This is a genomic window from Glutamicibacter sp. M10 (genome assembly GCF_025452055.1).
Lineage (GTDB): Bacteria > Actinomycetota > Actinomycetes > Actinomycetales > Micrococcaceae > Glutamicibacter.
Map to the genome: position 1 here is coordinate 3320615 of NZ_CP104918.1, position 23417 is coordinate 3344031.

The following is a 23417-nucleotide window of genomic DNA, read 5'->3' on the forward strand; positions in this document are numbered from 1 at the left end:
ATTAGGCGTTGGATGCTGCTGTAGCAGCAATTCCGTCGAGAATATCGTGTTCCGATGCAATTAGTCGCATCGGGCGATTGCCGCTAGTCGTTTCCAAGTAATGAAGGATGCGCTCAACGATGGCCGCGCCGGCCTGAATAACATCTACTCGCCCGGGGTGCATAAAGCCCAGCGCTTCACGTTCTTCTCGCGAGTACGACAGCATGTCTTGGGTAGCAGCACGCATCTGGTCGAAGCTGAGTTCTGCGCCATGAATCTTTTCAGATTCATACTTTTTTAGACCCAGCGCCTGTGCTGTCAGGGTAGTGAAAGTTCCGGCAACCATGATCACAGCATCAATCTGCGAAACATCCACCTGGCCGTTGAGGGTACTCAGCGTGGTGTCCATGAAGTCAATTGCTGCTGGGGAATCTAGGCCCAATTCTTGGAACCGCTCGGTGACTCGAACACAACCCATGTCCAAGCTCTTGGCTGCCAAGGGACCAGTCGAATCGCCTACAACAAATTCGGTGGATCCACCGCCCAGATCAATGACCAAGCTCTTTCCACTTTGGCCGGCACGCACCGAAGCAGCACCGTTGAAGGATAGCGAGGCTTCTTCATCTCCACTGATTACCTCTGGCGCAACACCGAGGATACGGGAAATTTCTTCCGCAAAAACATCGCGGTTTGAAACATCACGGGCTGCCGAGGTCGCCACAAAACGAATGGCCTGAACCTGATGCTCATCGCACATCGCTTTGTATTCGCGGGCGGCAGCAAAGGTACGTTCGAGTGCCTCCGGAGCAAAGGCACCGGTGGCATCCACGCCCTGCCCTAGACGGACAACACGCATGGTGCGCACAACATCTACAAGCGTGGTTCCGGTGCTTTCATGGTGCACATCGGCAATGAGCAGGCGGATGGAGTTGGTTCCGCAGTCAATTCCGGCAACGCGCATTACGCGTCATCTCCGGCGGCGCGTTCAGCGGCTTCACGTTCAGCACGCTTAGCGGCGCGCTGTGCACGTTTAGCTGCAGGGTCCTGCATCTCTTGGGTCTTCACGTGGCGGGAACGGTCATGGCTTGGCGCCTCAGACTCGGTATCCCATGCGCCAACGCAGTAGCACTTGTCCTTGGTCCACCACTCGGCAATGCCGTTCAGCGCTTCATCACCCAGTGGGTTCACGCCTTGGCCCGCGGCCAGTGAGTGTCCTACCAAAACGTGCAGGCATTTCACACGAGTGGGCATGCCACCGGCGGAAACGCCATCAATTTCGGGAACCGCTCCGGTGCCCGAACGCTCACCAATGGCAGCACGGTTAGCTAGGTAAGATTCGTGAGCTTGTACGTAGGCCGCAGCCAGCGCCGAGTCTTCACCGAGCTTTTCGTTCATCTCGTTCATCAACCCGGCGGCTTCTAGACGGGAGACCGCCGCGGTGATCACTGGATGTGCCAGGTAGTACGTGGTTGGGAATGGGATTCCGGAGGAAAGCCGGGGTGCGGTGGTGGCAACCAACGGGTTTCCGCAGACGCAACGAGCGCCGATTTCCACCACGTCGCGCACTGGTCGGTTCAGCTGGCGGGAGAGAGTCTCCAGGTCGGATTCACTTGGTACTCGTCCGGCAGCGTCAAGGGCTTCGCGGATTGGCTGTTCAGTCACGGGTCTTAGTTCTCTTCAGTCAAAGTGGTTAGTCAGTGGCGGAACGACGTACCGAGTCAAGCAATGCATCAACCCAAGGAAGTTCTTGGCGCACCTCAAAGGTGCTGCCATTGCCCTCAGCTGCGGTGTCGTCATCTTCCGGGCGATCGCCTACAACCATGTACAGCTTTTCGCCAGGCATGACCAAGTTTATCCGCTCGCGCGCTTGCTGCTTGATGTACAGCGGATCATCCCAGCGCGCAATTTCGGCTTTAAGGTCATCACGCTGAGCTTCAAGGGACTCGATGGAAGCGTTGAGCTCGTTGAGTTCAGCCATCTGCTTCCGGTAGTAATTTACCGTTGGCACCAGCATCACAGCGAAGAAGGCCAGGACCACAAGCAAAGCAGCGATACGCCCGGAAAAACGGTGTGCTGCTACCGGTTCACCCTCTGGGACCGGCTTGTTGGTGACAGGTTTTTCACCTGGTTTACGGCGCACCGCGGCCGAGAACTTCATCCGGTCATCGCGACGGCGTTCGTTCTGCTTTTCCTTGGCACGCTCAACTAGAGGCAACTTAGATTTTGATGACTCGTTGCCAGCATATTTTTGGAACGAGGTGACGCATCTGACGCTTCATCTTCGCTCTGCTCATGCTTTGGTGCAGATTTTGGAGCTGTTGAATCCGCCTTGTTGCTGGCACCTGAAGCAGACTTAGGACGCGGCACCGCTGGAGCTTTTTGGCTGGAGTCACAGGAGCAACTACGTGCAACGCATCGGTGGGTGGTTCACCCATTGAATCTAGGCCGGAATCCTCAGGCGTCTGAGCAGGAATGTTTTCAGACTGCTCTACCGGTTCCGGAGTATTACGCCGAGGCATGCGTGGCGGTCGCTGTGCCATACTCCCCCAATTTCCCATCGTGCTTTCGTACAGTACTGCCGTGGAAACGGCACATATATCCATTAAATAACGAAAAGCTCGCCGGTATCCACTACCGACGAGCTTATTCGCTTTAAATGTTAATTAGCTGTTGAAACGCGGGAACGCATTGCGTCCAGCGTAAACAGCTGAAGCGCCCAAGTCTTCCTCGATGCGCAGCAGCTGGTTGTACTTAGCTACGCGCTCGGAACGAGCTGGTGCACCGGTCTTGATCTGACCTGCGTTGGTTGCAACACAGATGTCAGCGATGGTGACGTCTTCGGTTTCACCCGAGCGGTGCGAGGTGATGGTGGTGTAACCAGCGCGCTGAGCCATGGTGACAGCGTCGATGGTTTCGGTCAGGGAACCAATCTGGTTGACCTTCACCAGTAGCGAGTTAGCGGTGCCCTTGGCAATGCCGTCGGCAAGACGCTCTGGGTTGGTTACGAACAGGTCGTCACCAACCAGCTGAACCTTGTCACCGATTGCATCGGTAAGGGTCTTCCAGCCGTCCCAGTCGTTCTCGTCCAGTGGATCCTCGATGGAAACCAATGGGAAGTCGGCAACGAGCTCAGCGTAGTAATCGCTCATCTCCTGAGCGGACAGTGCCTTGCCTTCGAACTGGTATGCACCGTTCTCGAAGAACTCAGAGGAAGCAACGTCCAAAGCCAAAGCGATCTGCTCACCTGGGGTGTAGCCAGCGCGGGTGATAGCTTCGGTGATCAGTTCCAGTGCAGCACGGTTGCTTGGCAGGTTAGGAGCGAAGCCGCCCTCATCGCCCAGACCGGTGGACAGGTTCTTTTCCTTCAGTACGGACTTGAGGTTGTGGTAAACCTCAACGCCCCAACGCAGGCCTTCAGAGAAGGTTGGTGCGCCCAAAGGAACAATCATGAATTCCTGGATGTCCACATCGGAGTCGGCGTGGGAGCCACCGTTGAGGATGTTCATCAGTGGAACTGGAAGTACGTGTGCGTTCGGGCCGCCCAGGTACTTGTACAGAGGAAGGTTGGAGCTCACTGCTGCTGCGTTAGCAACTGCCAGCGAAACGCCCAAGATAGCGTTTGCGCCAAGCTTGCCCTTGTTGCTGGTTCCGTCCAGTTCAAGCATTGCCTGGTCGATCGCGCGCTGATCGGTTGCGTCGAGGCCTTCAAGTTCGTCAGCGATCTCGTCGATGACGGACTCTACTGCTCCGAGAACACCCTTGCCCAGGTAACGATCCTTGTCACCGTCGCGACGCTCAACTGCTTCGAACTGACCGGTGGAAGCACCGGATGGAACTGCTGCACGGCCGTGCGAACCGTCGGAAAGCAGAACCTCAACCTCAACGGTTGGGTTGCCGCGGGAATCAAGAATTTCGCGCGCGTGGATGGCGTCAATCAATGCCATGAGTATGGGCTCCTTGTAGAAAGGTGTGGTCTAAGGAAGGTCAGCCAGCAGTCGCTGAAAAGACCGTCGGCGCCTTTGCCAGTCTCTAGCCTAGCGCTTCGAAGGTGATTTAGGCGATATCGTGGCGTCGATTTCAGAACCGTAGCGTTTCGATAGCGTTACGCGCAGAACAGATTCGGCATCTAGGCCCAGTTCTTCTGCCCTTGCCGTCAGCGCCAGCAGCTCGGCGGCCAGGGTGTCTTCATCAGTAATTCGTTCCCTGACCGAATGGCTGACTAACTGATCATCGACCTTGTCAGAGCCCGCTCTGGTATGCCTGTCCAGTAGCTTTTGGGCCAGTGTGAGGGACGGCAATCCAGCAGGGAGGCCAGCGTTTTTGCGTGCCTTCGGCTTGCCTTGTCGCTCGGCTTGTTTGGCTGCGTCCCAGACGCGAATAATCTCGTCAACATCATCGGTAATGAAATGGCGAACTTCGCCATCAGCATCAAAAACATGTTGGTTTCGACGCAACAATTTTTCATTGAGTGTTTGTGAAATGTCTTCTATCCCGAAGTTGCCCTGCTCGTCTTCAATCAGTGCATGCAGTAACACTTGGAAGTAAAGATCGCCTAGTTCCTCTTTGAGCAGCTCCGGATTGTTTTCGGAGATGGCATCAAGAACCTCGTAGCTTTCCTCAATGAGGTAGGTGCGCAGGGACTCGTGGGTCAGTGCTGCGGTCCAAGCGCATTTTTCACGCAGGATGTTTATCGTCTGAATCAACTGTTGCGTCGGTGTCTGCTTCTGCGCCATAACGACCATGCTAGCGAAGTCTGGCACCGCCCAAGGCAAAACAAAAGACCAGCTCCTCCAATCAAGGAGGAACTGGCCTTCAGCATCAACGTTCTAGCGACTGACGCTTATTAGTCGGCGACGTTTTCGTATTCGTCTTCGTCGAATTCGCCCTGCACGTCGTCGTCTTCCAACAGATTGTCGTAGTAGTCGTTGATGTATTCAACAAGCAACTCACGCATTTCCAATGGAACAAAGGCGGCTTCTGCAGCATTGAGCGTCAGGTCCAACAGGTCTTCGAGGTCGTAGTCGAAGCCTTCGACCAGTAGCTCAAATTCGTCGGACAGGCTGGTGCCGGACATCAGTCGGTTATCTGGTGAGATGGTGACGTTAAAACCAGTCTGGACCAACAGATCGATCGGGTGGTTACGAATACCCTCACCGAACTTGGCGGTGGCGCCGGTCTGCAGGTTAGACGATGGGCAGATTTCTAGTGGGATACCGCGTTCGCGTACCCAGTTTGCCACTGGACCCAGCGAAACCAAACCGGTGTCATCACTGAGCTCTTCACCGTTTTCATCGATGGCGCCGAATTCAATTTCGATGTCTTCAGCAACTCGAACACCGTGTCCCAAGCGCTGAGCGCGACCGATCAAGATTGCTTCCTTGATTGAATCTAGGCCTGCGGCCTCGCCAGCGTGAACGGTGGTTGGGAACAGGTTTTCGGCCAACAGGTCGAAAGCTTCCTTCAGGCGTGATGGCGGGAAGCCATCTTCCGGGCCGGCGATGTCAAAGGCGACAACCCCGTGGCCGCGGTGGCGCAGCGCCAGCTTGGCGATTTCCACGCTCTGATCACTTTGGCGCATGGCGCTAAGTACTTGACCAACCTGCATTGGGTGGCCTTGGGCGTTCAGCACTTCACAGGCTTGGTCCAGACCTTCTTGAACGGCGTCCACAACGTCATCCAGGCTCAGGCCTTCGCGCAGGTGCTGCTCTGGTGCGTAGCGAACTTCGCCGTAGATCACGCCGTCTTCTGCGAGGTCTTCAACAAACTCGCGGGCTACGCGGATCAGTGCGTCACTGGTCTGCATCACTGCAAGGGTGTGCTCGAAAGTTTCCAAGTAACGTGGCAGAGAGCCGGAGTCGGCCGATTCACGGAACCAATCGCCCAAAGCTTCAGCTTCGGTCTCAGGCAGTTTGTGGTTTACCTCAGCGGCCAGTTCGATGATCGTTTGAGGTCGCAATCCGCCATCAAGGTGGTCGTGTAGCGAAACTTTAGGCAGATCCCGGAAGTCGAACGCAGGATCATAATCAGTATGAATCAATTCTTCAGTCACACCACTGAGCCTAGTCGCTATTCCCGTGAACTGACAGTTCCAGCAGGTAAAGATCTTCGAGCCACAATGTGACCCTGCTCAATACTGCAGGTTAACCCTCGTCGGTGGTTGGTGGGACGGTCTCACGTTCAACTTGTTCACGGTGCTCCTTGGCCAGCTCAGCACGCCGGTGATAGCGATCAAGCGCCCAACTGACAATCCGATCAATGATGAATCCAAGCACCACGGCAATCACAATCGAGATTGCGATGCCGAGCAGCTTATTATCATGCATCCAGTTGCCAGCCAGAGCACCGATGCTCACCGAGTAGGTGGCCCAGGTCAGCACCCCGATGGTGTCAAAGAGCGTGAAGCGCTTATGGCTGTATCCGGTGGCCCCGGCGGTGAGGTTCACCGCCACACGTCCCACTGGAATGTAGCGGGCGGTGAAGATCAGCAATGCTCCGGAAGTCTCTAACTTCTTCTCAGCGTAGTGAAGTACCCGTTGAGCACGTCGTCCGCGCATCCAGCTAAATCGACGAGAACCGATCTTTCGACCGATCGCAAAGGTGATCTGGTCCCCCAACAGTGCACCGGCAGCGCCGAGGACACCAACAAGAATGAGGTTAGGTGTGCCGGAGTGGATACCAACTACGGCCAGTGAGACGAGGAAAGATTCGCTGGGAACGATGGGGAAAAACGCGTCAATAAGGCAGAACAGAAATAAGAGCGGCAGAACCCACCATGCACTGGCAGCCTGCGTAATGGCCTCATTGACTAGTTCCATACGTACTTACATCTTCTTTCCCGAAACGCTTACAGCGTTGTCCACTACTTCATTTTCGCTCGAGAGTCTGCAGGTTCGCATCATACTGTTGCGTCAATGTGGACTTCTTCTACCCACTACCCAGGTAGGAGCTAATGGGTCAACGATTCGGTACCTCAAAATGGTTCCCAACCCATGCGCAAAAGAAGGGCCGAAAAACGTCTTTGACGTTTTTCGACCCTTCGATGATTCAAGCCAGTTACCTAGCAGCAATACGATCCATAATCAGACGCATATCGGGGCGGTCGTCCTTGGCGCCGATCATGATGGCGTGCTCAACTAGCTCGATAGCACGTGCCATCTTTTCTGGTGTGTCGGTCAGCAGGGTCGCGATGGGCTCCCCACGACGAACCATGGCTCCGGGCTTCACGTGCATGCGCACGCCAGCTCCGGCCTGAACGCTGTCTTCCTTGCGGGCACGTCCTGCACCCAAAGTCCACGCGGCCAAACCAATGTCCATGGCATCAAGTTTGATCAGTACACCTTCGGCCGGAGCTACGACGGTGTGCGATTCCTTAGCTACTGGCAGTTTTGCGTCCGGATCTCCACCTTGAGCTGCGATCATGGCACGCCAGCTGTCCATGGCCTGTCCATTGTTCAGCGCTGCACGCACATCAACATCGTGAATGCCGGCACCGGCCAGCATTTCGACAGCCAGGGCAACGGTCAGCTCAATAACGTCTTCTGGTCCCCCACCGGCGAGCACCTCAACGGACTCTTCGACCTCGATGGCATTACCTGCGGTGAGGCCCAGCGGAGTTTCCATATTGGTCAGCAAGGCGACGGTGTTCACTCCGGCGTCGGTGCCAAGGTTGACCATGGTCTCGGCGAGTTCGCGGGCCATGGATTCGTCCTTCATGAACGCGCCGGAGCCAACCTTCACGTCCAGAACGAGAGAGCCGGTACCTTCGGCGATCTTCTTGCTCATGATTGACGAGGCGATCAGTGGGATTGCTTCGACGGTTGCGGTGACGTCGCGCAGTGCGTAGAGCTTCTTATCTGCCGGCGCCAAGCCAGCACCGGCAGCACAGATCACCGCACCCACGGTGGAAAGCTGGGAGAAGAGTTCTTCATTGGATAGGTTTGCACGCCATCCGGGAATCGCTTCAAGCTTGTCCAAGGTGCCACCGGTATGACCCAGACCGCGGCCCGAAAGCTGTGGCACGGCAACACCAAAGCTTGCCACCAATGGCGCTAGCGGCAAGGTGATCTTATCTCCCACGCCGCCGGTGGAATGCTTGTCGGTGGTTGCGAGTTTTTTGCCCTGAGGATCAGCCAAGGTGGAGAAGTCCATGCGCTCACCGGAGTTGATCATAGCGGTGGTCCAGCGGGAAATCTCGCTACGGTTCATGCCCTGGAAAAAGATCGCCATATTCAACGCGGACATCTGCTCTTCAGCAATGACCCCGCGGGTATAAGCGTCGATGGTCCAGTCAATCATTTCGTTGCTCAGTTCTCCGCCGTCGCGCTTGGCACGAATGACTTCAACTGCACTGAATTTTTCGGTAGCCATCGTTGGCACCTTTCGTTCTGGAGTTCACCGGTAAACCGGTGTTACACGTTGAGGTTTTGCGGCCCGAAGGCATCAGGCAATAGATCTTCAATCCCCACGATGCCGCGGGCAGTTTTGATCTTTAGATCTGCCCCTCGGTGTTCAAAGAGGATTTGGCGGCAGCGCCCGCAGGGGTGATGAGTTCCAGTTGGTTCTCTTCGAGTTGGCCGAAGCAAACGAAGTATTCCAAGGTGCCGCCGCCGGTAGCAAAGAGCTGTCCGACCATGGCGCATTCGGCGCACAGGGTGACACCGTAGGCGGCGTTTTCGACGTTGCATCCGGAGATTGTGCGGCCGTCGCTGGTCAAAGCCGCGGACCCTACCCGGAACTTGGAGTAGGGTGCGTAGGCCTGAGACAGCGCGGCCGCGGCGGCAGCTTCAAGCTGCGACCACGGCGCGGTGTTGGTATTCATGGGTACCAGTTATTCCTTCACGTAGGGTTCGCCGGCGGCTGCCGGCCCGCGGGATCGTCCCACCAGTCCAGCTACGGCGAAGATGGTCACGAGGTAAGGCATCATGGCCATGAACTGGCTTGGCACCGGAGTACCAATGATGGTCAAGATGACCTGCAAGTTATCGGCAAAGCCAAAGAGCAAGGCAGCCAGGAATGCACCAATAGGATTCCAACGGCCAAAGATGACTGCGGCCAATGCGATGAAGCCACGACCGCCGGAGATTTCCTTGGTAAAGGAGTCGATGGCGACCAAGGTGAAGAAGGAACCACCGATACCGGCCACGATGCCACCCAAGGTGACATTCCAGAAGCGGGTGCGGTTGACCTTGATACCCAGGGTGTCAGCGGCCTTCGGGTGTTCGCCCACGGCACGCACGCGCAAACCCCATTTGGTCTTGAACAAACCAAACCAAACGATGAAGACCGCAAGGTACATCAGGTAACCGATGACCGACTGCTTGAACAGAATTGGACCGATCACTGGGATCGCCGAAAGCAACGGAATTTCAATCACTGGAAGGTGAGCTGGCGAGTTGTACAACTCTGGATCTTCCTGCATCACGGTGTTGAACAGGAAGCCGGTGATACCGGAAACCAAAACGTTGAGCACAACGCCGACGATGATCTGGTTGACCAAGTATTTGATGGAGAACAGCGCAAGGATCAAGGAGACCAAGGCACCGGCAATACCGGCTGCGATCAGACCGGCAAAAGCATTTTTGGTCAGTGAGGAAACTAGCGCTGCGGTGAATGCACCACCCAGTAGCTGACCTTCAATGGCAATGTTGACCACGCCGGCACGCTCACAGAGCACACCGGAGAGTGAACCGAAGACCAGTGGGACCGCCAGCACCACAGCACCGGCCAGCAGACTTGCCAGCGAGATGGTGGTGATATCGGCACCGGCAACAACCCAGATGAGGAAGGCTAGGACAAAGAGGATCGCTGCCAGAGCGATAATCCAGGTGGCTAGGGTCTTGCTCTTTTTGCGCTGCAACCATGAGTAGACCGCAGCTGCAATGAGCAGCAGGCCAATAACAATATTGCTGGCTTTTCCAGGGAAGACCAGCTCGGGAAGCTTAAACGCGTCGCCGGCGCTGTTCAGCGCGAAGTGCGCGCTTTGGCTGTTGCCCATCAGACCGAAACAGAAGAAGACAATTACAGCGATCGCCGTCAGGATGATCGGGGTCTTCTTACTTGGCAATACGGTGATTGCCGGCTGCAAGGTGGAGGAGGTCACTTGGCACCTGCCTGGGTAGTTTCGAGCTTAGGGCTGCGTTTCTTCTTGCGGTTCATACCGAAGATCGCCTTGACCAGTGGTGGAGCGGCGATGAACAGAACGATCAGCGACTGCACCACCGAGACAATGTCGATCGGGGTACCGGTAGTGATCTGCATGTTCACCGCACCGGCCTGGAAAGCTCCAAAGAGCAGGCCAGCAAAGAAGGTGCCCCACGGGGTGGAACGGCCGAGTAACGCGACGGTAATCGCGTCGAAGCCGAGCGAACCGGCAATACCGTTGGTCAGTACCTTTTCGGTACCCGCCACCTGAGCCACACCAGCGGCACCGGCAAGGGCGCCGGCCAAAGCCATGGCAATGATGGTGCTGCGAGCAACGTTGATACCTGCGGTTTTTGCAGCCTCAGGGTTGTGGCCCACGGCGCGGAATTCAAAACCGATGGTGGAGCGCTTGAACATCCACGAAACTAGGATCACCAGCAGCACGGCCATGACAAAGCCCAAGTGCAGGCGTGAACCTGGAATAGCTGGGAACGTCGCGGTGGTATCCAAGATCGGAGAAATTGGGTTGGTTTCGCCTGGCCGACGGAACGCCTGAGTGTTCATCAAATAATCGATCAGATACAGCGCAACGTAGTTGAACATGATCGTGAGGATCACTTCGTGGGCGCCGGTCTTGGCCTTAAGCAAACCAACGATGCCGCCCCAGATCGCACCGCCGATCAGTCCGAAGACGATCACCAGCAAGAGGTGCAGAACAACTGGAAGGTGCCAGGCAAAGCCAACATAGCCGGCCAAAACCGAACCGATGATGATCTGACCCTGCGCGCCAATGTTAAACAGGCCAGCACGGAATGCCACTGCCACGCCGAGGCCGGCACAGATCAGTGGGGTGGAAACGGTGAGGGTTTCCAAGAACGGCTTGAAGCCCTGGGTGGAGTTGTAAACTGCTCCGTTGAACAGTGCCACGTAGCTTTCGGTGGCTGCACGCCAAACCTCAGCGAAGAAGTCGGCAGGCCGGGCGAAGAGGTATCCGGCGGTCTCGGCAACCTTCTGATCGGTCACGGCGATCAGCAGACCGCCGATCACTAGGGCAACAATCACGCCGAGGACTGAAACTAGTCCCGGTCCCTGGGTGATTTGTTTAAAGAGGTCGTTGCCCGGTTTGTCGGAGTCGGGAATGACCGGTGATTTTGTGTCGCTCACTGGCCTTCTCCTTCCTGGTTTTCGCTGCGCTCGCTAGTGGGTACTGCTTCCACGGGCTCATTATCTGACTTAGTGAATTCGGCTTGTTCTGCGGCTTCTTCGGCAGTAACTCCGGCCATCATCAAACCGAGCACTTCGCGAGAAGTATTGCCCGGGACAATTCCGTTGATCTTGCCCTTGTAAAGCACGGCAATGCGGTCAGCCAGCTCCATGACTTCGTCCAACTCGGTGGATACGATCATTACCGGGGTGCCCTTGTCGCGTTCGGCGACAATGCGGCGGTGCAGGAACTCGATGGATCCCACGTCCACGCCACGGGTTGGCTGGGAAGCAATAAATAGTTTCAGGTCGCGGCTGAGCTCACGCGCCATGACAACCTTTTGCTGGTTGCCACCAGAGAGGCTGGAGGCTGGGTTCAGCGCGTTGTCGGTGCGAACATCAAAGTCTTTGATCTGCTGGGTTGCGTTCTTCTTGATCGCATCCAAGTTCATCGAGATGCCCTTGCCAAAAGGTGCGCGGTCATAAAGATCTAGGACCAAGTTCTCTTCGATGGAGAACTGGGTGACAAGACCGTGGACCGAACGGTCTTCGGGAACAAAACCGACGCCTGCGCGCAGAACCTGCTTTACCGATTTGCCAACAAGTTCTTCACCGGCCAACTTCACCGAGCCGGCGGTCACCGCTTGGGTTCCCAAAATGGCTTCGGTCAGTTCAGTCTGTCCGTTGCCCTGCACACCGGCCACTGCCAGAATTTCACCTTCGTGGATATCGAAGGTTACTGCGTTCAAAGTGGTGGAGCCCGCCGGATCAATCACGGTGAGGTCTTTGACCTGCAAGACTGCCTCACCCGGGGTGGCAGCGGACTTGTTCAGGTTCAGTTCCACGGAGCGGCCGACCATCAGGTTAGCCAGCTCGGTGGTGGAGGATTCTGGTGACACCGAATCGATGACTTCACCGCGACGGATCACGGTAATAACATCGGAAACGGCTCGCACTTCACGTAGCTTGTGCGAAATGAAAACGATGGACGTGCCATTAGCTTTGAGCTGGCGCATGATTTCCAGCAGCTCGTCGGTTTCCTGTGGGGTCAGCACCGCGGTTGGTTCATCAAGGATTAAGATCTTGGCCTCGCGTACCAATGCCTTGATGATCTCCACGCGCTGTTGAACGCCCACTGGCAAATCTTCAACGATGGCGTCCGGATCAACGTCAAAACCGTAGCGGTCTGAAATTTCGCGGATCTTCTTTCGTGTGACCTGCAGGTCTAGCACGCCGCCAGCTTTGGTGGTTTCTGAGCCGAGGGCAATATTTTCTGCCACGGTGAATACCGGCACGAGCATGAAGTGCTGGTGCACCATGCCAATACCGGCAGCCATGGCGTCGCCTGGGCCGGAGAACTCGACGGGGTTTCCATCAAGCAGGATTTCGCCCTCGGTCGGTTGGTATAGACCGTAGAGCACGTTCATAAGCGTGGATTTTCCAGCACCGTTTTCGCCGAGCAGACAGTGAATCTGGGCGTCATCAACCAAGAGGTCAATGTTCTTGTTGGCGTAGAAAGAACCGAAGGCTTTCGAGATTCCCCGTAGTTCGAGTTTCACGATTCCACCATCTTCATAGTTCGTTGTGCGAGGTAGTTGGCCGGTTTGGCCTCTAGGCATTCATAAAGCGCGTCACCGACTCGCCGAGTATCGGCAAGGGGTGACGCGCTATATGGATTAGATACCTAAGCCTACTTTGGGCTTGCTGCCGATTCGACCTTGAGGTCACCGGAGATGATCTGTGCCTTCAGGGCTTCGATCTCCTTCTTGGTGTCGTCCCCGATAGTCGAGTCGAAATCGTGGAACGGTGCCAGTGCGACACCTTCGTTTTCCAAGGTGCCTACGTATGGAGTGGCGTCGAACTTGTCTTCGGAGTCAGCCTTGATGACATCTTCAACAGCCTTGTCCATGGTCTTGACGACCGAGGTCAGCATGTAGTCCTTGTAGTCAGGTGCGGTCAAGTAGCCATCGGAGTCAACCCAGATGAGCTTGGTCTTGTCGCCGCCCTTGTTAGCGTCAGCTACTGCAGCTCCAGCGCCCTTACCTACTGGACCGGCAACAGGCATGATCACGTCTGCACCAGCAGAGATGAAGTTCTTGGTGATCTGCTTGCCCTTATCCTGCTTTTCGAAGTCGCCGGAGAAGGTACCGTTCTGCTTCTTCTTGTCCCAGCCAAGCAGCTTGACGTTCTTGCCCTTGTCTTCGTTGAACTTGGCAACGCCATCAGCAAAGCCGTCCATGAAGATGGTGACGGTAGGGATCTGCATACCACCGAAGGTAGCAACGGTGCCGGTCTCGGAAGCCGCAGCAGCAGCGTAACCAGCTAGGTAAGCTGCCTGTGCCGTGTTGTAAATAATTGGCTTGACGTTCTTGATTGGCTTCTCGTACTGGTTATCGACGATAGCGAAGTGCGAGTCTGGGTTCTTTGCCGCAGCATCTGCGGTGGCATCTGCCAGCAAGAAGCCCACGGTGACAGTCAGGTCGCACTTGGCGCTCATCATGCCGTTGAGGTTGGTGGAGAAGTCAGCGTTGGACTTCGACTCGGCCTTCTTCACCTTGATGCCCAGGTCCTTTTCGGCCTGCATCAAACCGCGGTAAGAAGACTCGTTGAAGGACTGGTCATCGAATCCACCGGAGTCAGAAACGATACAACCGGTGTAGTCTGCGTTTGCGCCAGCTGAGCTGGACTCTTCCGGTGCAGCGCCGCAGGCGCTCAAAGCCAATGCCGAGATGCCGAGCATGGCTGCAGCCATACCGGTCTTGCGCGATACGAAGCGCATCTGTTCCTCCAAAGTTGGTGCGAGATCGTGTGGGAAAGTAGACACCAGCCACTCGTGCCGGTTAGCAGCATGCTAAGCCTCACGCGAGCGCCCCAAATGCCGTAGCATACCCATCGTTTCCATAGCCTATCGGAGATATGTCACAGGTAAAGACGATAAAGATTACAAACATATAACTAAGTGGCTTCAAAACGGCAAGCGCTTAACGTCAACGCCCAAGTCACCAAAAGAATTCACTAACTGTCAAAGAGTTGTTAAAAAGTTTTGAACCGACTGTGACCAACGTACTACTTAGCGTTAGCCTCTCGGACGGCCTGCACGGCGGCCGCAGTCATGATACGCACGCCTACACCAATGCATGATTCATCAGGAACGTAGTCTCCACGATGCAGGTCATAGGTCTTACCGCCAGGAGTTCGAGTACCTAGGCGCAACATCGCGCCAGGAACCTTCTGGGTCATCCAGGCAAAATCTTCCCCGCCCATGGACTGCGGGGTCAGTTCAATGGCCTCAGCACCAAATTCGCGGCGCGCAGCTTCTTCAATCAGGGCGGTTTCCGCTGGGGTGTTAACTACCGGCGGAACACCACGGGTGTGCTGCAGCTTGATTTCCACGCCGTACGGCGCAGCTACCTGACGTACAGCGTTGTCCAACAGCTCGCCAGCTTCGTACCAAATGTCCCCGTCCAAGCAGCGCATGGTGCCGGCCAAGTAGCCGGTGGCAGGAATGGCGTTTGGCGCGCTGCCTGCGTGGATCTGCCCCCACACCACAGAAACAGCTGAACGCACGTCGACCTTGCGCCCCAGCACTGCGGGAACCTGGGTGGCGATCTGGCTCATAGCAAAAACGATGTCTTCGGTCAGATGCGGACGCGAGGTATGTCCGCCGCGGCCGTTAACCTCAATACGAATGGTGTCGCTGGCCGAAGTGATGGCACCGATACGGGTGCCAATGTGGCCAGCATCGATCCTCGGGTCACAGTGCAAGGCAAGCACACGAGGAACTTCGTCAAGCAATCCTTGTTCAATCACCGACAAGGCACCGCCAGGAAGTTTCTCCTCGGCTGGCTGGAAGATCACTCGGACACGTCCGTTGAGCAATCCTTGGTCGTTCAGCTTGCCCAGCGACAGGGCAACGCCGAGCATCACGGTGGTGTGAATGTCATGCCCGCATGCGTGGGCCACTCCCTCAATGAGCGAAGCGTAGTCAAGATTGGTTTCTTCAACCACGGGTAGCGCATCAATATCTGCGCGGAAGGCAATGCGGATTGGACCCTCGCCGATGTCGACAAAAGCTCCCGTTGCTTCCATTTTTTGCGGGTTGAGCCCGGCAGCGCTCAGCGCTTTAATGATCCGGGCTGTTGTTTGGTGCTCCGCGAACGACAGCTCCGGGTTCCGATGCAATTCACGCCGAAAGTCGATCAGCTGATCGTTTAACGGCACGGTGAAGGTGGCGACGGAGGCAACATTGTCATATTCATTCACGGTGGACACCATTCGAACATACTCGTCCAACATCCGCAGATAACATTTCTTCGTAATGTTTGGCCACAACGCGAAACAGTTTAGGCATAAGAAAAGGTGGCGCCCATCGGTTTCCCGCTGGACGCCACCTTGAATCGTGAGACTAGCTTTCGCGAATTAGTTCCGCGCAGCGCTCACCGATCATCATCACTGTGATGTTCGGATTCACGGTTACCAACTCGGGCATGACCGAAGCATCTGCGACGCGTAGGCCGGTAACACCCTTAACCTTCAGCTGCGGATCAAGCGGGCTGAGTTCATCATCGGTGGCACCCATCCGCACAGTGCCAGCCGGGTGGTACACGGTGTTGTGGGTGCGCTTGATGTAGTCGAAGATTTCCTCATCGCTCTGCGCAGCCTTGCCCGGGAACTGCTCTTCCCCGGCCCACTGCCCCATGGCCGACTGCTCAACGATTTCACGGGCCTTACGGATACCGGCAATCATCACCCTGGCATCATGACCCTGCTCATCGGTGAAGTACCGCGGATCCACCTTCGGCTTGTCACGGAAGTCGCAGCTGCGCAGACGCACCGTGCCACGAGACTTCGCGTGAGTGACGTTCGGGGTCAGGCAGAAGGTGTTGTCCCCGGTGGGGTAGCCCTGACGCAGGGTGTGCATATCAAATGGGACCGAACCGTAGTGCATCATCAAATCCGGACGATCCAGACCTTCTTCGGTTGGGGTGAAAATACCAATCTCCCACCACTGGGTGGAGGTTTCAGGCATCGGCTTTTTCGCTTCCCACTGGATGACGCCTTCAGGGTGATCCTGCAGGTGTTCACCCACGCCCGGTGCGTCAACCAGTACCTCAACACCCACGGACTTCAGATGCTCGGCCGGCCCAATACCCGAGAGCATCAACAGCTTAGGCGAATCGATGGCGCCGGCGCTCAGCACCACTTCACGGCGGGCCGTCAAGGTGACAGTGCGACCAAAAGCTCCGTTGGCAACATCCACGCCGGTGCACTTTTTGTCCTGATCAAAGTTCAGCTTCTTGGCCTGCAACCCGGTGAGCACCGTGAAGTTTTTGCGCTCCAAGATGGGGTGGATGTACGAGACCGAGGAGGAAGAACGGGTTCCGTCAGTACGTCGGTTGATCTGGAAGAAGTTCGCTCCGTTGAGCACGGTCTGGTTGTTGTTGAACTTGGCTCGCGGAATCCCGGCCTGTTCACAGGCGTCAAGCAAAGCCACACCGCAAGGGTCATTGGCGGGAACGTTCATCAGCTTCACCGGACCACTGTCACCATGGTGTGGTGCGTCGGGGCCAGCGTCCTCGTTGGTTTCCAGCTGCTTGTACAGCCGGTAGGCCATGGCAGAATTCCAGCCGGTAGCCCCGTGCTTGCTCTCCCACTCATCGATATCTTCGCGTGGCGCCCAGAAGGCAATGCACGAGTTGTGGCTCGAACAGCCACCCATCACCTTGGCGCGAGCGTGGCGCATAAAGGAGTTGCCGTTTTCCTGTTCCTCGATCGGGTAATCCCAGTCCAGACCAGATTCTAAAAGCTCCATCCAGCGATCTAGCTGCAGCACTTCGTCGTAGTTACGATCATCGGGGCCAGCTTCAACGAGGGCCACTTCTACGTTGGGGTCCTCGCTCAAACGCGCTGCTACTGCCGAGCCGGCCGAGCCGCCACCAATGACGATGTAGTCAAATTCCTGCTTCATTTGGGATGCTCCTTACTTAAACCAACCGGTGACCTGTGGTGCCAGGTTCTGGTAAATATGTTTTGCTTCCTGGTACTCGCCCAGGCCGGTCGGGCCGAGCTCGCGGCCTACACCGGACTGGCCAAAGCCGCCCCACTCTGCCTGTGGCAGGTATGGGTGGAAATCGTTGATCCAAATGGTGCCGTGACGCAGCCGTGCGGCGATGCGCTGGGTCTTTGAAGCATCCTGGCTCCACACCGCACCGGCTAGACCGTAGTCGGTGTCATTGGCGATCTGCACTGCTTCGTCTTCGGTGCTGAAGGTTTCCACGGTCACTACCGGACCGAAGGCTTCATCAACCACCACGGACATGCCGCGCTGAACCTGATCCAGAATGGTCGGCAGGTAGAAGCTGCCTGCTTCTAGTCCTGCGCCGTCCTCGGCCGTAGCACGGCGTCCACCACAGCGCACCCGCACACCTTCGGCGATGCCGGCCTGCACGTAGGCTTCCACCTTGGCCAGGTGGTCCTCGGAAATCAGTGCACCGGTTTCAGCTTCTTCATCAAAGGGTCCACCAAGCTTGATGTTTTTGGTGCGGCGCACCAGCTCATCAACAAACTTTTCGGCGATCGACTCTTCAACCACCAGTCGAGCTCCGGCGGAGCAAACCTGGCCGGAGTGCACAAATGCTGCGTTCAACGCGTTGTCAACGGCGGCATCAAAATCGGCGTCGGCAAAAATGACATTCGGGTTTTTGCCACCCAGTTCCAGTGCCACCTTCTTCACCGTGCCCGCTGCGGCTGCAGCCACCTTGCGACCGGTAACCAGACCGCCGGTGAAGGAGACCAGATCTACATCATGGTGCTCGGAGAGGATCGCCCCAGCCTGTGCACCGGTACCGGTGACCAGGTTGGCCACACCCTTGGGCAGGCCCAGCTCGTCGAGGATTTCCATCATCAAGATCGCGGTGGACGGGCTCAGCTCGGCTGGCTTGAGCACAAAGGAGCAGCCTGCGGCGATGGCCGGCGCAATTTTCCAGGCGGCCTGAAGCAGCGGATAGTTCCATGGGGTGATCATCGCGGCCACACCGACTGGTTCGTAGGTGATGCGGCTGAGGATATTGGCATCCCCGGCATCTACCAGACGTCCGGCGTCGTTTCCGGCGAGCTTGCCGAAGTAGCGGAAGCTGTTGGTGATGTCGTCCATATCAATTTCGGATTCGACCAGGCGCTTGCCGGTATCCAGGGTTTCGGCCAGCGCAAATTCGTCCTTGCGTTCAACCAAACGATCGGCGACCTTCAGTAGGAAGTCTCCACGTTCACCGGCCGGGACCTGGGACCAGATGCCTGAGTCAAAGGAAGCGCGAGCGGCAGCGATGGCGCGTTCGGAGTCCTCTTGGGCAGCCTCGGAGACCGTGGCTACCTCAATACCGTTGGCCGGGCACTTGATGGTGCGGGTGGCACCACTGGCGGCCGCCTGGAATTCACCGTTGATAAATAGGGTGGCGCCACTGTGTAGGCGCGGATTTTCATTGCGTGGAAAACTCATGCTTCCTCTTTCGGTGTCGTTTCAAAATCTGATTCCCAGTGGGTTTTGGATGCCCCACTGGCGTTGATCTGGCTCGGGGCGGCAAGTTCGGTCTGCGCTTCGAGGAACACCAGGTGCGCTTCGTACTGATCAAGCACATCGCAGATCAGTTGCTCCTTGGTCAGACCCATCAGGTCATAACCGTGGCTGCCTTCCTGGGAGAAAACTTCGACGCGGAAGTAATCGTTTTTGCCCGAGGAAACTCGCGCGAAGCTTGGCACCTGCAGCTGCACCGGATAGATCTGGTACTTAAACGGACGTTCTTCTCCGTTGGCGACCACCAGATCCAGCGAATCCAATCCCAGGTGCTCCACCTGTTCGATTTCCAGGCTGACCTTGGCCCCACGAACGGTGAATTCCTCGCTGACTTCCTGCAGGGCAGGCAACGCGGTCTCATTCAGGAACCGGGTAGTTGAACGCCGGCCCGGGTAGGTCATTGCGCGGGTCATGCGCTGCTTCCAATTGCGTCGATCCGAATTTGATCCCATGCGGCTGGTGAGCACCTTGTGCATGTTGTTCTGGTAGCTATCCGCCAGTGCAGTTTCCATGCGCAGGGACTTAAAGAGCCCCAGCATGATCAACACCAAAACAAAGGAGAAGGGCAATCCCATAATCACCGTGGCGCCCTGCAAGGTGGGCACCCCGTCAACAAAGAGCATGCCCAAGGTCAGCAGGCCGGTGGCCAACGACCAGAACAGTCGTACCGGTTTGGAGCCGTCGGCCTGTGGGTCTTTGAGGTGCGAGGTGAAGTTGGCCATCACCAGCGCACCAGAGTCGGCACTGGTGACGTAGAACAGCAGACCGGTGAAGGTTGCGATCGCCGCGGTCACCGGGGCAAAAGGCATCTGTTCCAGCAGCGAGTAGAAGGCACGCTCTGGGGTATTCATCGCCACCTCTCCAAAGGCGGTATTGCCCGAGCGGACCAGTTCCAGTGCGCTATTGCCGAAGATCGAGATCCACAGCAGAATGAACGCAAAAGGAATCACCAGCACGGCGATGACAAACTGGCGGATGGTGCGCCCGCGCGAAATACGTGCCAGGAACAGTCCCACAAATGGAGCCCAAGCGATCCACCAGGCCCAGAAGAATAACGTCCAACCGTTCAGCCATTCATCTGGACGGTCATAGGCGAAGGTATCCAACGCCATGGAGGGGAACATGGCGATGCTGTCGCCGATGTTGTTCACGATGCCGTCGAACAGGTACGCGGTGGAACCGGTGATCAGTACAAAGAGCATCAGCGCAATGCACAGCACCACGTTCAGCTCGGAGAGCCGGCGGATGCCCTTTTCCACACCGGTCAGTACCGAGACGGTGGCCATAATGACCGCAATGACGATCAGGATGATCTGCCACGAGCGGTTCTCCGGGATGCCGAACATAAAGTTCAGCCCGTAGTTCAGCTGCGCCACACCAATGCCCAGGGAGGTGGCGATACCAAAGATGGTGCCGAGCATGGCGGCGATATCCACGGTGTGCCCGATCCAGCCCTCGGTGCGCTTACCTAAAATCGGGTACAGCGCCGAGCGGATGGATAGTGGAAGGTTGTGCCGGTAGGCGAAGTAGCCCAGCGCCAGGCCGATCAGTGCGTACAGCCCCCAGCCGAGCAGGCCGTAGTGGAATAGCGTCCAGGCCATCGCCTGTCGTGCCGCTTCTACGGTCGAGCCTTCAATGGCCGGCGGCGCCAGATATTGGGTGACCGGTTCGGAGACCGAGAAGAACATCAAATCGATGCCGATGCCGGCGGCAAATAGCATGGCCGCCCAGGTGAACATGTTGAAGGTGGGACGCGAATGATCCGGCCCCAGGCGGGTCTTGCCCACCTTGGAAATTGCGATACCCACAACAAAAACGAGTACCGAGACCACAATCAGGGTGTAGTACCAGCCGAAGTTTTTGCCGATCCAGTTCACCGTGGTGGTAATTACGGCGCTTGCTGATTCGCGGTCGATCATCGCCCACAGGGCAATGGCCAGCACCAGTAGTGCCGAGCCGTAAAACACCACCTTGTTGATTCTTGTTTTTTCCGCTGGCGGTGGCGAACCAGGCGGAGAATTGCTTTCGGACTTGGACAACTCATCGTTCATCTTGGCCGTAGTCATGTCTTCCAACCTATCAACGCGCCCACGGCTTTTGGCGGCCATTTTGGCTTTACCTCTACGGAAAGCCACATAAAACGTGAGGTCAGGTCGGCATATTAAATCCTAGTTGGGAGATAATTCATAATTACGTCAAAAATGACAAAGCCGAGACATACAACGGTTTTTGTTGTACATCTCGGCTTGGCCCAACAGTGTTTTTCGCCAGCTCTTGGCTCCTAGAGCACCTCGGTGGCTCCGTCAGCCTTTAGAGCCTCCACGGTCTGCTTGACCTTCTGCGCGTGCTCCTTGGTAGTTACCAACAGCGCGTCGGCGGTATCAACGACCACCACGTCTTCGATGCCGACCAGCGCGATGACCCGCGGACGATCCGAGTAGACCACGCCGGTAGCGTTATCGGCATACACGCGGACCTGCTTGTCTCCGAGGTTAATGATGCCCTCTTCGGCACTGGCCTTGTTCAAGCGGCCGATCGCGGCGAAGTCTCCCACGTCGTCCCAGTTAAAGACGCCGGGGATCACTGCCACATCTCCTGCGGCGGCTGCGGGTTCGGCTACCGCATAGTCGATGGCGATCTTTGGCAGATCGGGCCAGACTTCACGCATGACCTCGTCGCGTGCTTCGGTTTCCCAGGCATCTGCGATTTTCATTAGTCCGGCGTGCAGCGCAGGTTCATTGGCTTCAAGGTGCTCAAGCATCAGGCTCACCGGGGCGACAAACATGCCTGCGTTCCAGAAGAATCCACCCGAGGCCAGATACTTGCGTGCGGTATCCTCGTCCGGCTTCTCCACAAACTCCACCACACCACGAGCGGTGGGCGCGTTAGGGATATCCAGCAGCTGCCCGGTGCGGATATAACCGAAGGCGGTGGATGGATGAGTCGGATGGATACCGATGGTCACGATCTTGCCGGTGGCCGCGGTATGAATGGCTTCGCTCAAAGCCTCTTGGAACACCTGCACCGGCTCAATGACCTGGTCGGCGGCAAAGGAACCCATGATGATGTTCGGATCGCGGCGGTACAAGATGGCTGCGGCCAGCCCGATCGCTGCCGCGGAGTCGCGCGGCTCTGGCTCAAGCACCAGATCCTCGTCGCACAGTTCCGGCAACTGGCTGACTACCGCTCCACGGTGGGCACGACCGGTGACCACCATAATGCGTTCACCGGCCAGCGGGACCAGGCGGTCATAGGTGGCACGAATCAGCGTCGATCCGGAGCCTGTCAGATCGTGCAAAAACTTGGGAGCCGAAGCCCTGGACAGCGGCCACAATCGGGTACCAACACCGCCGGCGGGGATCACGCCGTGGAATCTGGCTAATAGGTCTGCATTCACGCATTCCAGACTAATTCATCCGGTGGATAATTCCGTCCATTGACATCTTTCATTGCGCGGAAATACGAACGGTAAGTATGCGGTAATAAGCCCGAAATATCAGCCACTGGGCGCTTTTTTGGTGCTATTCGGTGAACATGCTCACAGGAACTCGACACGAAATAGATTGCAGTGTGCCATGTGGTTTAGACTCGCACAAGGAACGCTCGCACAAGTGCGTCAAATCTCATTGTGTGCAATATACACATGCGCCGTTGCGAGCCTTGGAGGTTAAGTTCAGTGTCGAAGACTTCGTCAGGCACCCTTTACCGCGGCCATGAAGGCATGTGGTCCTGGGTGGGACACCGAGTCACCGGTGTCGCTATTTTTCTTTATTTGCTGGTGCACGTACTCGACACGGCAATGGTCCGCGTTGATGCTAACGCCTACAACGCCATCATCAGCACCTACCAGACTCCGTGGATGGCTTTTGGTGAAGTCGGTCTGGTTGCAGCAATCCTTTTCCACGCATTCAACGGTCTGCGTCTGATCCTGGTGGACTTCTGGAAGCAGGGTACCAAGTACCAGCGCCAGATGCTCTGGGGTGTTTTGATCCTCTGGGTTATCGTCTTCGCAGCTTTCGCAATCCGTCACCTGTCGATCGCTTTGGGAGGCCACTAAGCCATGAGCGTTTCTATTCCTGCTCCCCGCAGCCAGCGCATTGATCCTAAGTACAAGCGCGGACCGAAGTCGCACGGCAGCTTCGAGAAGCTGGCATGGCTGTTCATGCGCCTCTCCGGCGTAGTACTGATCGTGTTGATCTTCGGCCACCTGTTCACCAACCTCATGGTCGGCGAAGGCATTTCCGGCATCGGCTTCGGCTTTGTTGCTGGCAAGTGGGCTTCACCGCTGTGGCAGTTCTGGGACTTGGCACTGCTGTGGCTAGCCATGCTGCACGGCGCCAACGGAGTGCGCACCGTCATCAACGACTACGCAGAAAAGCACGCAACCCGCGCTTGGCTCAAGGGCATTCTGTACGTCGCAACAATCTTCATCATCGTGCTGGGCTCCCTGGTGATCTTCACCTTCGATCCTTGTGTCACTGGTAGCCAGCTACAGCAGTGCCTGTAACTCCTCGTTTCAGCCGAT

20 protein-coding genes and 1 pseudogene are annotated in these 23417 nt (G+C 56.6%); 2 read left to right on the forward strand and 19 right to left on the reverse strand.

Features of this window, described 5'->3' with window-relative positions; all coding sequences use genetic code 11:
* Window position 1: 1 nt before the first annotated feature.
* The 19 genes and pseudogenes from N6V40_RS16100 to N6V40_RS16190 form a co-directional block, all read right to left on the reverse strand.
* Window positions 2-940, reverse strand: coding sequence for a Ppx/GppA phosphatase family protein (locus tag N6V40_RS16100; RefSeq protein ID WP_131090195.1), 939 nt, complete (start codon window positions 938-940; stop codon window positions 2-4).
* Window positions 940-1641 (reverse strand): DUF501 domain-containing protein, encoded by a 702-nt coding sequence (locus N6V40_RS16105; protein ID WP_262198220.1) that lies wholly within the window; start codon window positions 1639-1641, stop codon window positions 940-942. Before N6V40_RS16105 ends, N6V40_RS16100 begins: the two co-directional genes overlap by 1 nt.
* 28 nt (window positions 1642-1669) lie before the next feature.
* On the reverse strand, window positions 1670-2194 hold the full coding sequence (locus N6V40_RS16110) for an FtsB family cell division protein (protein WP_262198221.1): 525 nt from the start codon (window positions 2192-2194) through the stop codon (window positions 1670-1672).
* 1 nt (window position 2195) lies between these two features.
* On the reverse strand, window positions 2196-2519 hold the full coding sequence (locus tag N6V40_RS16115) for a hypothetical protein (protein WP_262198222.1): 324 nt from the start codon (window positions 2517-2519) through the stop codon (window positions 2196-2198).
* Window positions 2520-2642: 123 nt separating this feature from the next.
* Entirely contained in the window at window positions 2643-3923 is a 1281-nt protein-coding gene (gene eno, locus N6V40_RS16120; RefSeq protein WP_131090197.1) for a phosphopyruvate hydratase, read from the reverse strand.
* Window positions 3924-4013: 90 nt separating this feature from the next.
* A complete protein-coding gene (locus N6V40_RS16125; RefSeq protein WP_262198223.1) occupies window positions 4014-4712 on the reverse strand; it encodes a MazG nucleotide pyrophosphohydrolase domain-containing protein in 699 nt (232 codons plus the stop codon).
* A gap of 110 nt (window positions 4713-4822) precedes the next feature.
* Entirely contained in the window at window positions 4823-6028 is a 1206-nt protein-coding gene (locus N6V40_RS16130) for an adenosine deaminase (RefSeq protein WP_131090198.1), read from the reverse strand.
* Window positions 6029-6119: 91 nt separating this feature from the next.
* Complete coding sequence (locus tag N6V40_RS16135; protein ID WP_131090199.1) at window positions 6120-6794, reverse strand: DedA family protein; 675 nt, start codon at window positions 6792-6794, stop codon at window positions 6120-6122.
* A gap of 238 nt (window positions 6795-7032) precedes the next feature.
* The gene (locus tag N6V40_RS16140; RefSeq protein ID WP_262198224.1) at window positions 7033-8346 is read right to left on the reverse strand and encodes a thymidine phosphorylase; all 1314 of its coding nucleotides are present in this window, start codon (window positions 8344-8346) and stop codon (window positions 7033-7035) included.
* Window positions 8347-8387: 41 nt separating this feature from the next.
* Window positions 8388-8797 (reverse strand): annotated as a pseudogene (locus tag N6V40_RS16145) (cytidine deaminase).
* Window positions 8798-8806: 9 nt separating this feature from the next.
* Window positions 8807-10078 (reverse strand): ABC transporter permease, encoded by a 1272-nt coding sequence (locus tag N6V40_RS16150; RefSeq protein ID WP_262198225.1) that lies wholly within the window; start codon window positions 10076-10078, stop codon window positions 8807-8809.
* Entirely contained in the window at window positions 10075-11283 is a 1209-nt protein-coding gene (locus N6V40_RS16155; protein WP_315973719.1) for an ABC transporter permease, read from the reverse strand. Before N6V40_RS16155 ends, N6V40_RS16150 begins: the two co-directional genes overlap by 4 nt.
* Complete coding sequence (locus N6V40_RS16160) at window positions 11280-12881, reverse strand: ABC transporter ATP-binding protein (RefSeq protein ID WP_262198226.1); 1602 nt, start codon at window positions 12879-12881, stop codon at window positions 11280-11282. Before N6V40_RS16160 ends, N6V40_RS16155 begins: the two co-directional genes overlap by 4 nt.
* A gap of 131 nt (window positions 12882-13012) precedes the next feature.
* On the reverse strand, window positions 13013-14101 hold the full coding sequence (locus N6V40_RS16165; protein ID WP_131090205.1) for a BMP family lipoprotein: 1089 nt from the start codon (window positions 14099-14101) through the stop codon (window positions 13013-13015).
* Window positions 14102-14388: 287 nt separating this feature from the next.
* A complete protein-coding gene (locus tag N6V40_RS16170; protein WP_131090206.1) occupies window positions 14389-15597 on the reverse strand; it encodes an amidohydrolase in 1209 nt (402 codons plus the stop codon).
* Window positions 15598-15727: 130 nt separating this feature from the next.
* Complete coding sequence (locus tag N6V40_RS16175) at window positions 15728-17290, reverse strand: GMC family oxidoreductase (RefSeq protein ID WP_131090207.1); 1563 nt, start codon at window positions 17288-17290, stop codon at window positions 15728-15730.
* Between the two features lie 12 nt (window positions 17291-17302).
* Window positions 17303-18817, reverse strand: coding sequence for an aldehyde dehydrogenase family protein (locus tag N6V40_RS16180; protein WP_262198227.1), 1515 nt, complete (start codon window positions 18815-18817; stop codon window positions 17303-17305).
* Window positions 18814-20958, reverse strand: coding sequence for a choline BCCT transporter BetT (gene betT, locus N6V40_RS16185; protein WP_131090209.1), 2145 nt, complete (start codon window positions 20956-20958; stop codon window positions 18814-18816). Before betT ends, N6V40_RS16180 begins: the two co-directional genes overlap by 4 nt.
* A gap of 215 nt (window positions 20959-21173) precedes the next feature.
* Window positions 21174-22289, reverse strand: coding sequence for a mannose-1-phosphate guanylyltransferase (locus N6V40_RS16190; RefSeq protein WP_131090210.1), 1116 nt, complete (start codon window positions 22287-22289; stop codon window positions 21174-21176).
* A 279-nt stretch (window positions 22290-22568) separates the two neighbouring features.
* Here N6V40_RS16190 and sdhC point away from each other — a divergent pair, with 279 nt between their 5' ends.
* A complete protein-coding gene (sdhC, locus tag N6V40_RS16195; protein ID WP_131090211.1) occupies window positions 22569-22949 on the forward strand; it encodes a succinate dehydrogenase, cytochrome b556 subunit in 381 nt (126 codons plus the stop codon).
* A gap of 3 nt (window positions 22950-22952) precedes the next feature.
* Entirely contained in the window at window positions 22953-23399 is a 447-nt protein-coding gene (locus N6V40_RS16200; protein ID WP_131090212.1) for a succinate dehydrogenase hydrophobic membrane anchor subunit, read from the forward strand.
* Window positions 23400-23417: the final 18 nt, after the last annotated feature.

What these genes read in the sequence shown, in the direction of transcription:
- N6V40_RS16180 (WP_262198227.1), bottom strand. Translation starts at nt 18,817, where the DNA reads ATGAGTTTTCCACGCAATGAAAATCCGCGCCTACACAGTGGCGCCACC.
- eno (WP_131090197.1), bottom strand. Translation starts at nt 3,923, where the DNA reads ATGGCATTGATTGACGCCATCCACGCGCGCGAAATTCTTGATTCCCGC.
- betT (WP_131090209.1), bottom strand. Translation starts at nt 20,958, where the DNA reads ATGACTACGGCCAAGATGAACGATGAGTTGTCCAAGTCCGAAAGCAAT.
- N6V40_RS16165 (WP_131090205.1), bottom strand. Translation starts at nt 14,101, where the DNA reads ATGCGCTTCGTATCGCGCAAGACCGGTATGGCTGCAGCCATGCTCGGC.
- N6V40_RS16115 (WP_262198222.1), bottom strand. Translation starts at nt 2,519, where the DNA reads ATGGCACAGCGACCGCCACGCATGCCTCGGCGTAATACTCCGGAACCG.
- N6V40_RS16140 (WP_262198224.1), bottom strand. Translation starts at nt 8,346, where the DNA reads ATGGCTACCGAAAAATTCAGTGCAGTTGAAGTCATTCGTGCCAAGCGC.
- N6V40_RS16175 (WP_131090207.1), bottom strand. Translation starts at nt 17,290, where the DNA reads ATGAAGCAGGAATTTGACTACATCGTCATTGGTGGCGGCTCGGCCGGC.
- N6V40_RS16170 (WP_131090206.1), bottom strand. Translation starts at nt 15,597, where the DNA reads ATGGTGTCCACCGTGAATGAATATGACAATGTTGCCTCCGTCGCCACC.
- N6V40_RS16100 (WP_131090195.1), bottom strand. Translation starts at nt 940, where the DNA reads ATGCGCGTTGCCGGAATTGACTGCGGAACCAACTCCATCCGCCTGCTC.
- N6V40_RS16135 (WP_131090199.1), bottom strand. Translation starts at nt 6,794, where the DNA reads ATGGAACTAGTCAATGAGGCCATTACGCAGGCTGCCAGTGCATGGTGG.
- N6V40_RS16200 (WP_131090212.1), top strand. Translation starts at nt 22,953, where the DNA reads ATGAGCGTTTCTATTCCTGCTCCCCGCAGCCAGCGCATTGATCCTAAG.
- N6V40_RS16125 (WP_262198223.1), bottom strand. Translation starts at nt 4,712, where the DNA reads ATGGCGCAGAAGCAGACACCGACGCAACAGTTGATTCAGACGATAAAC.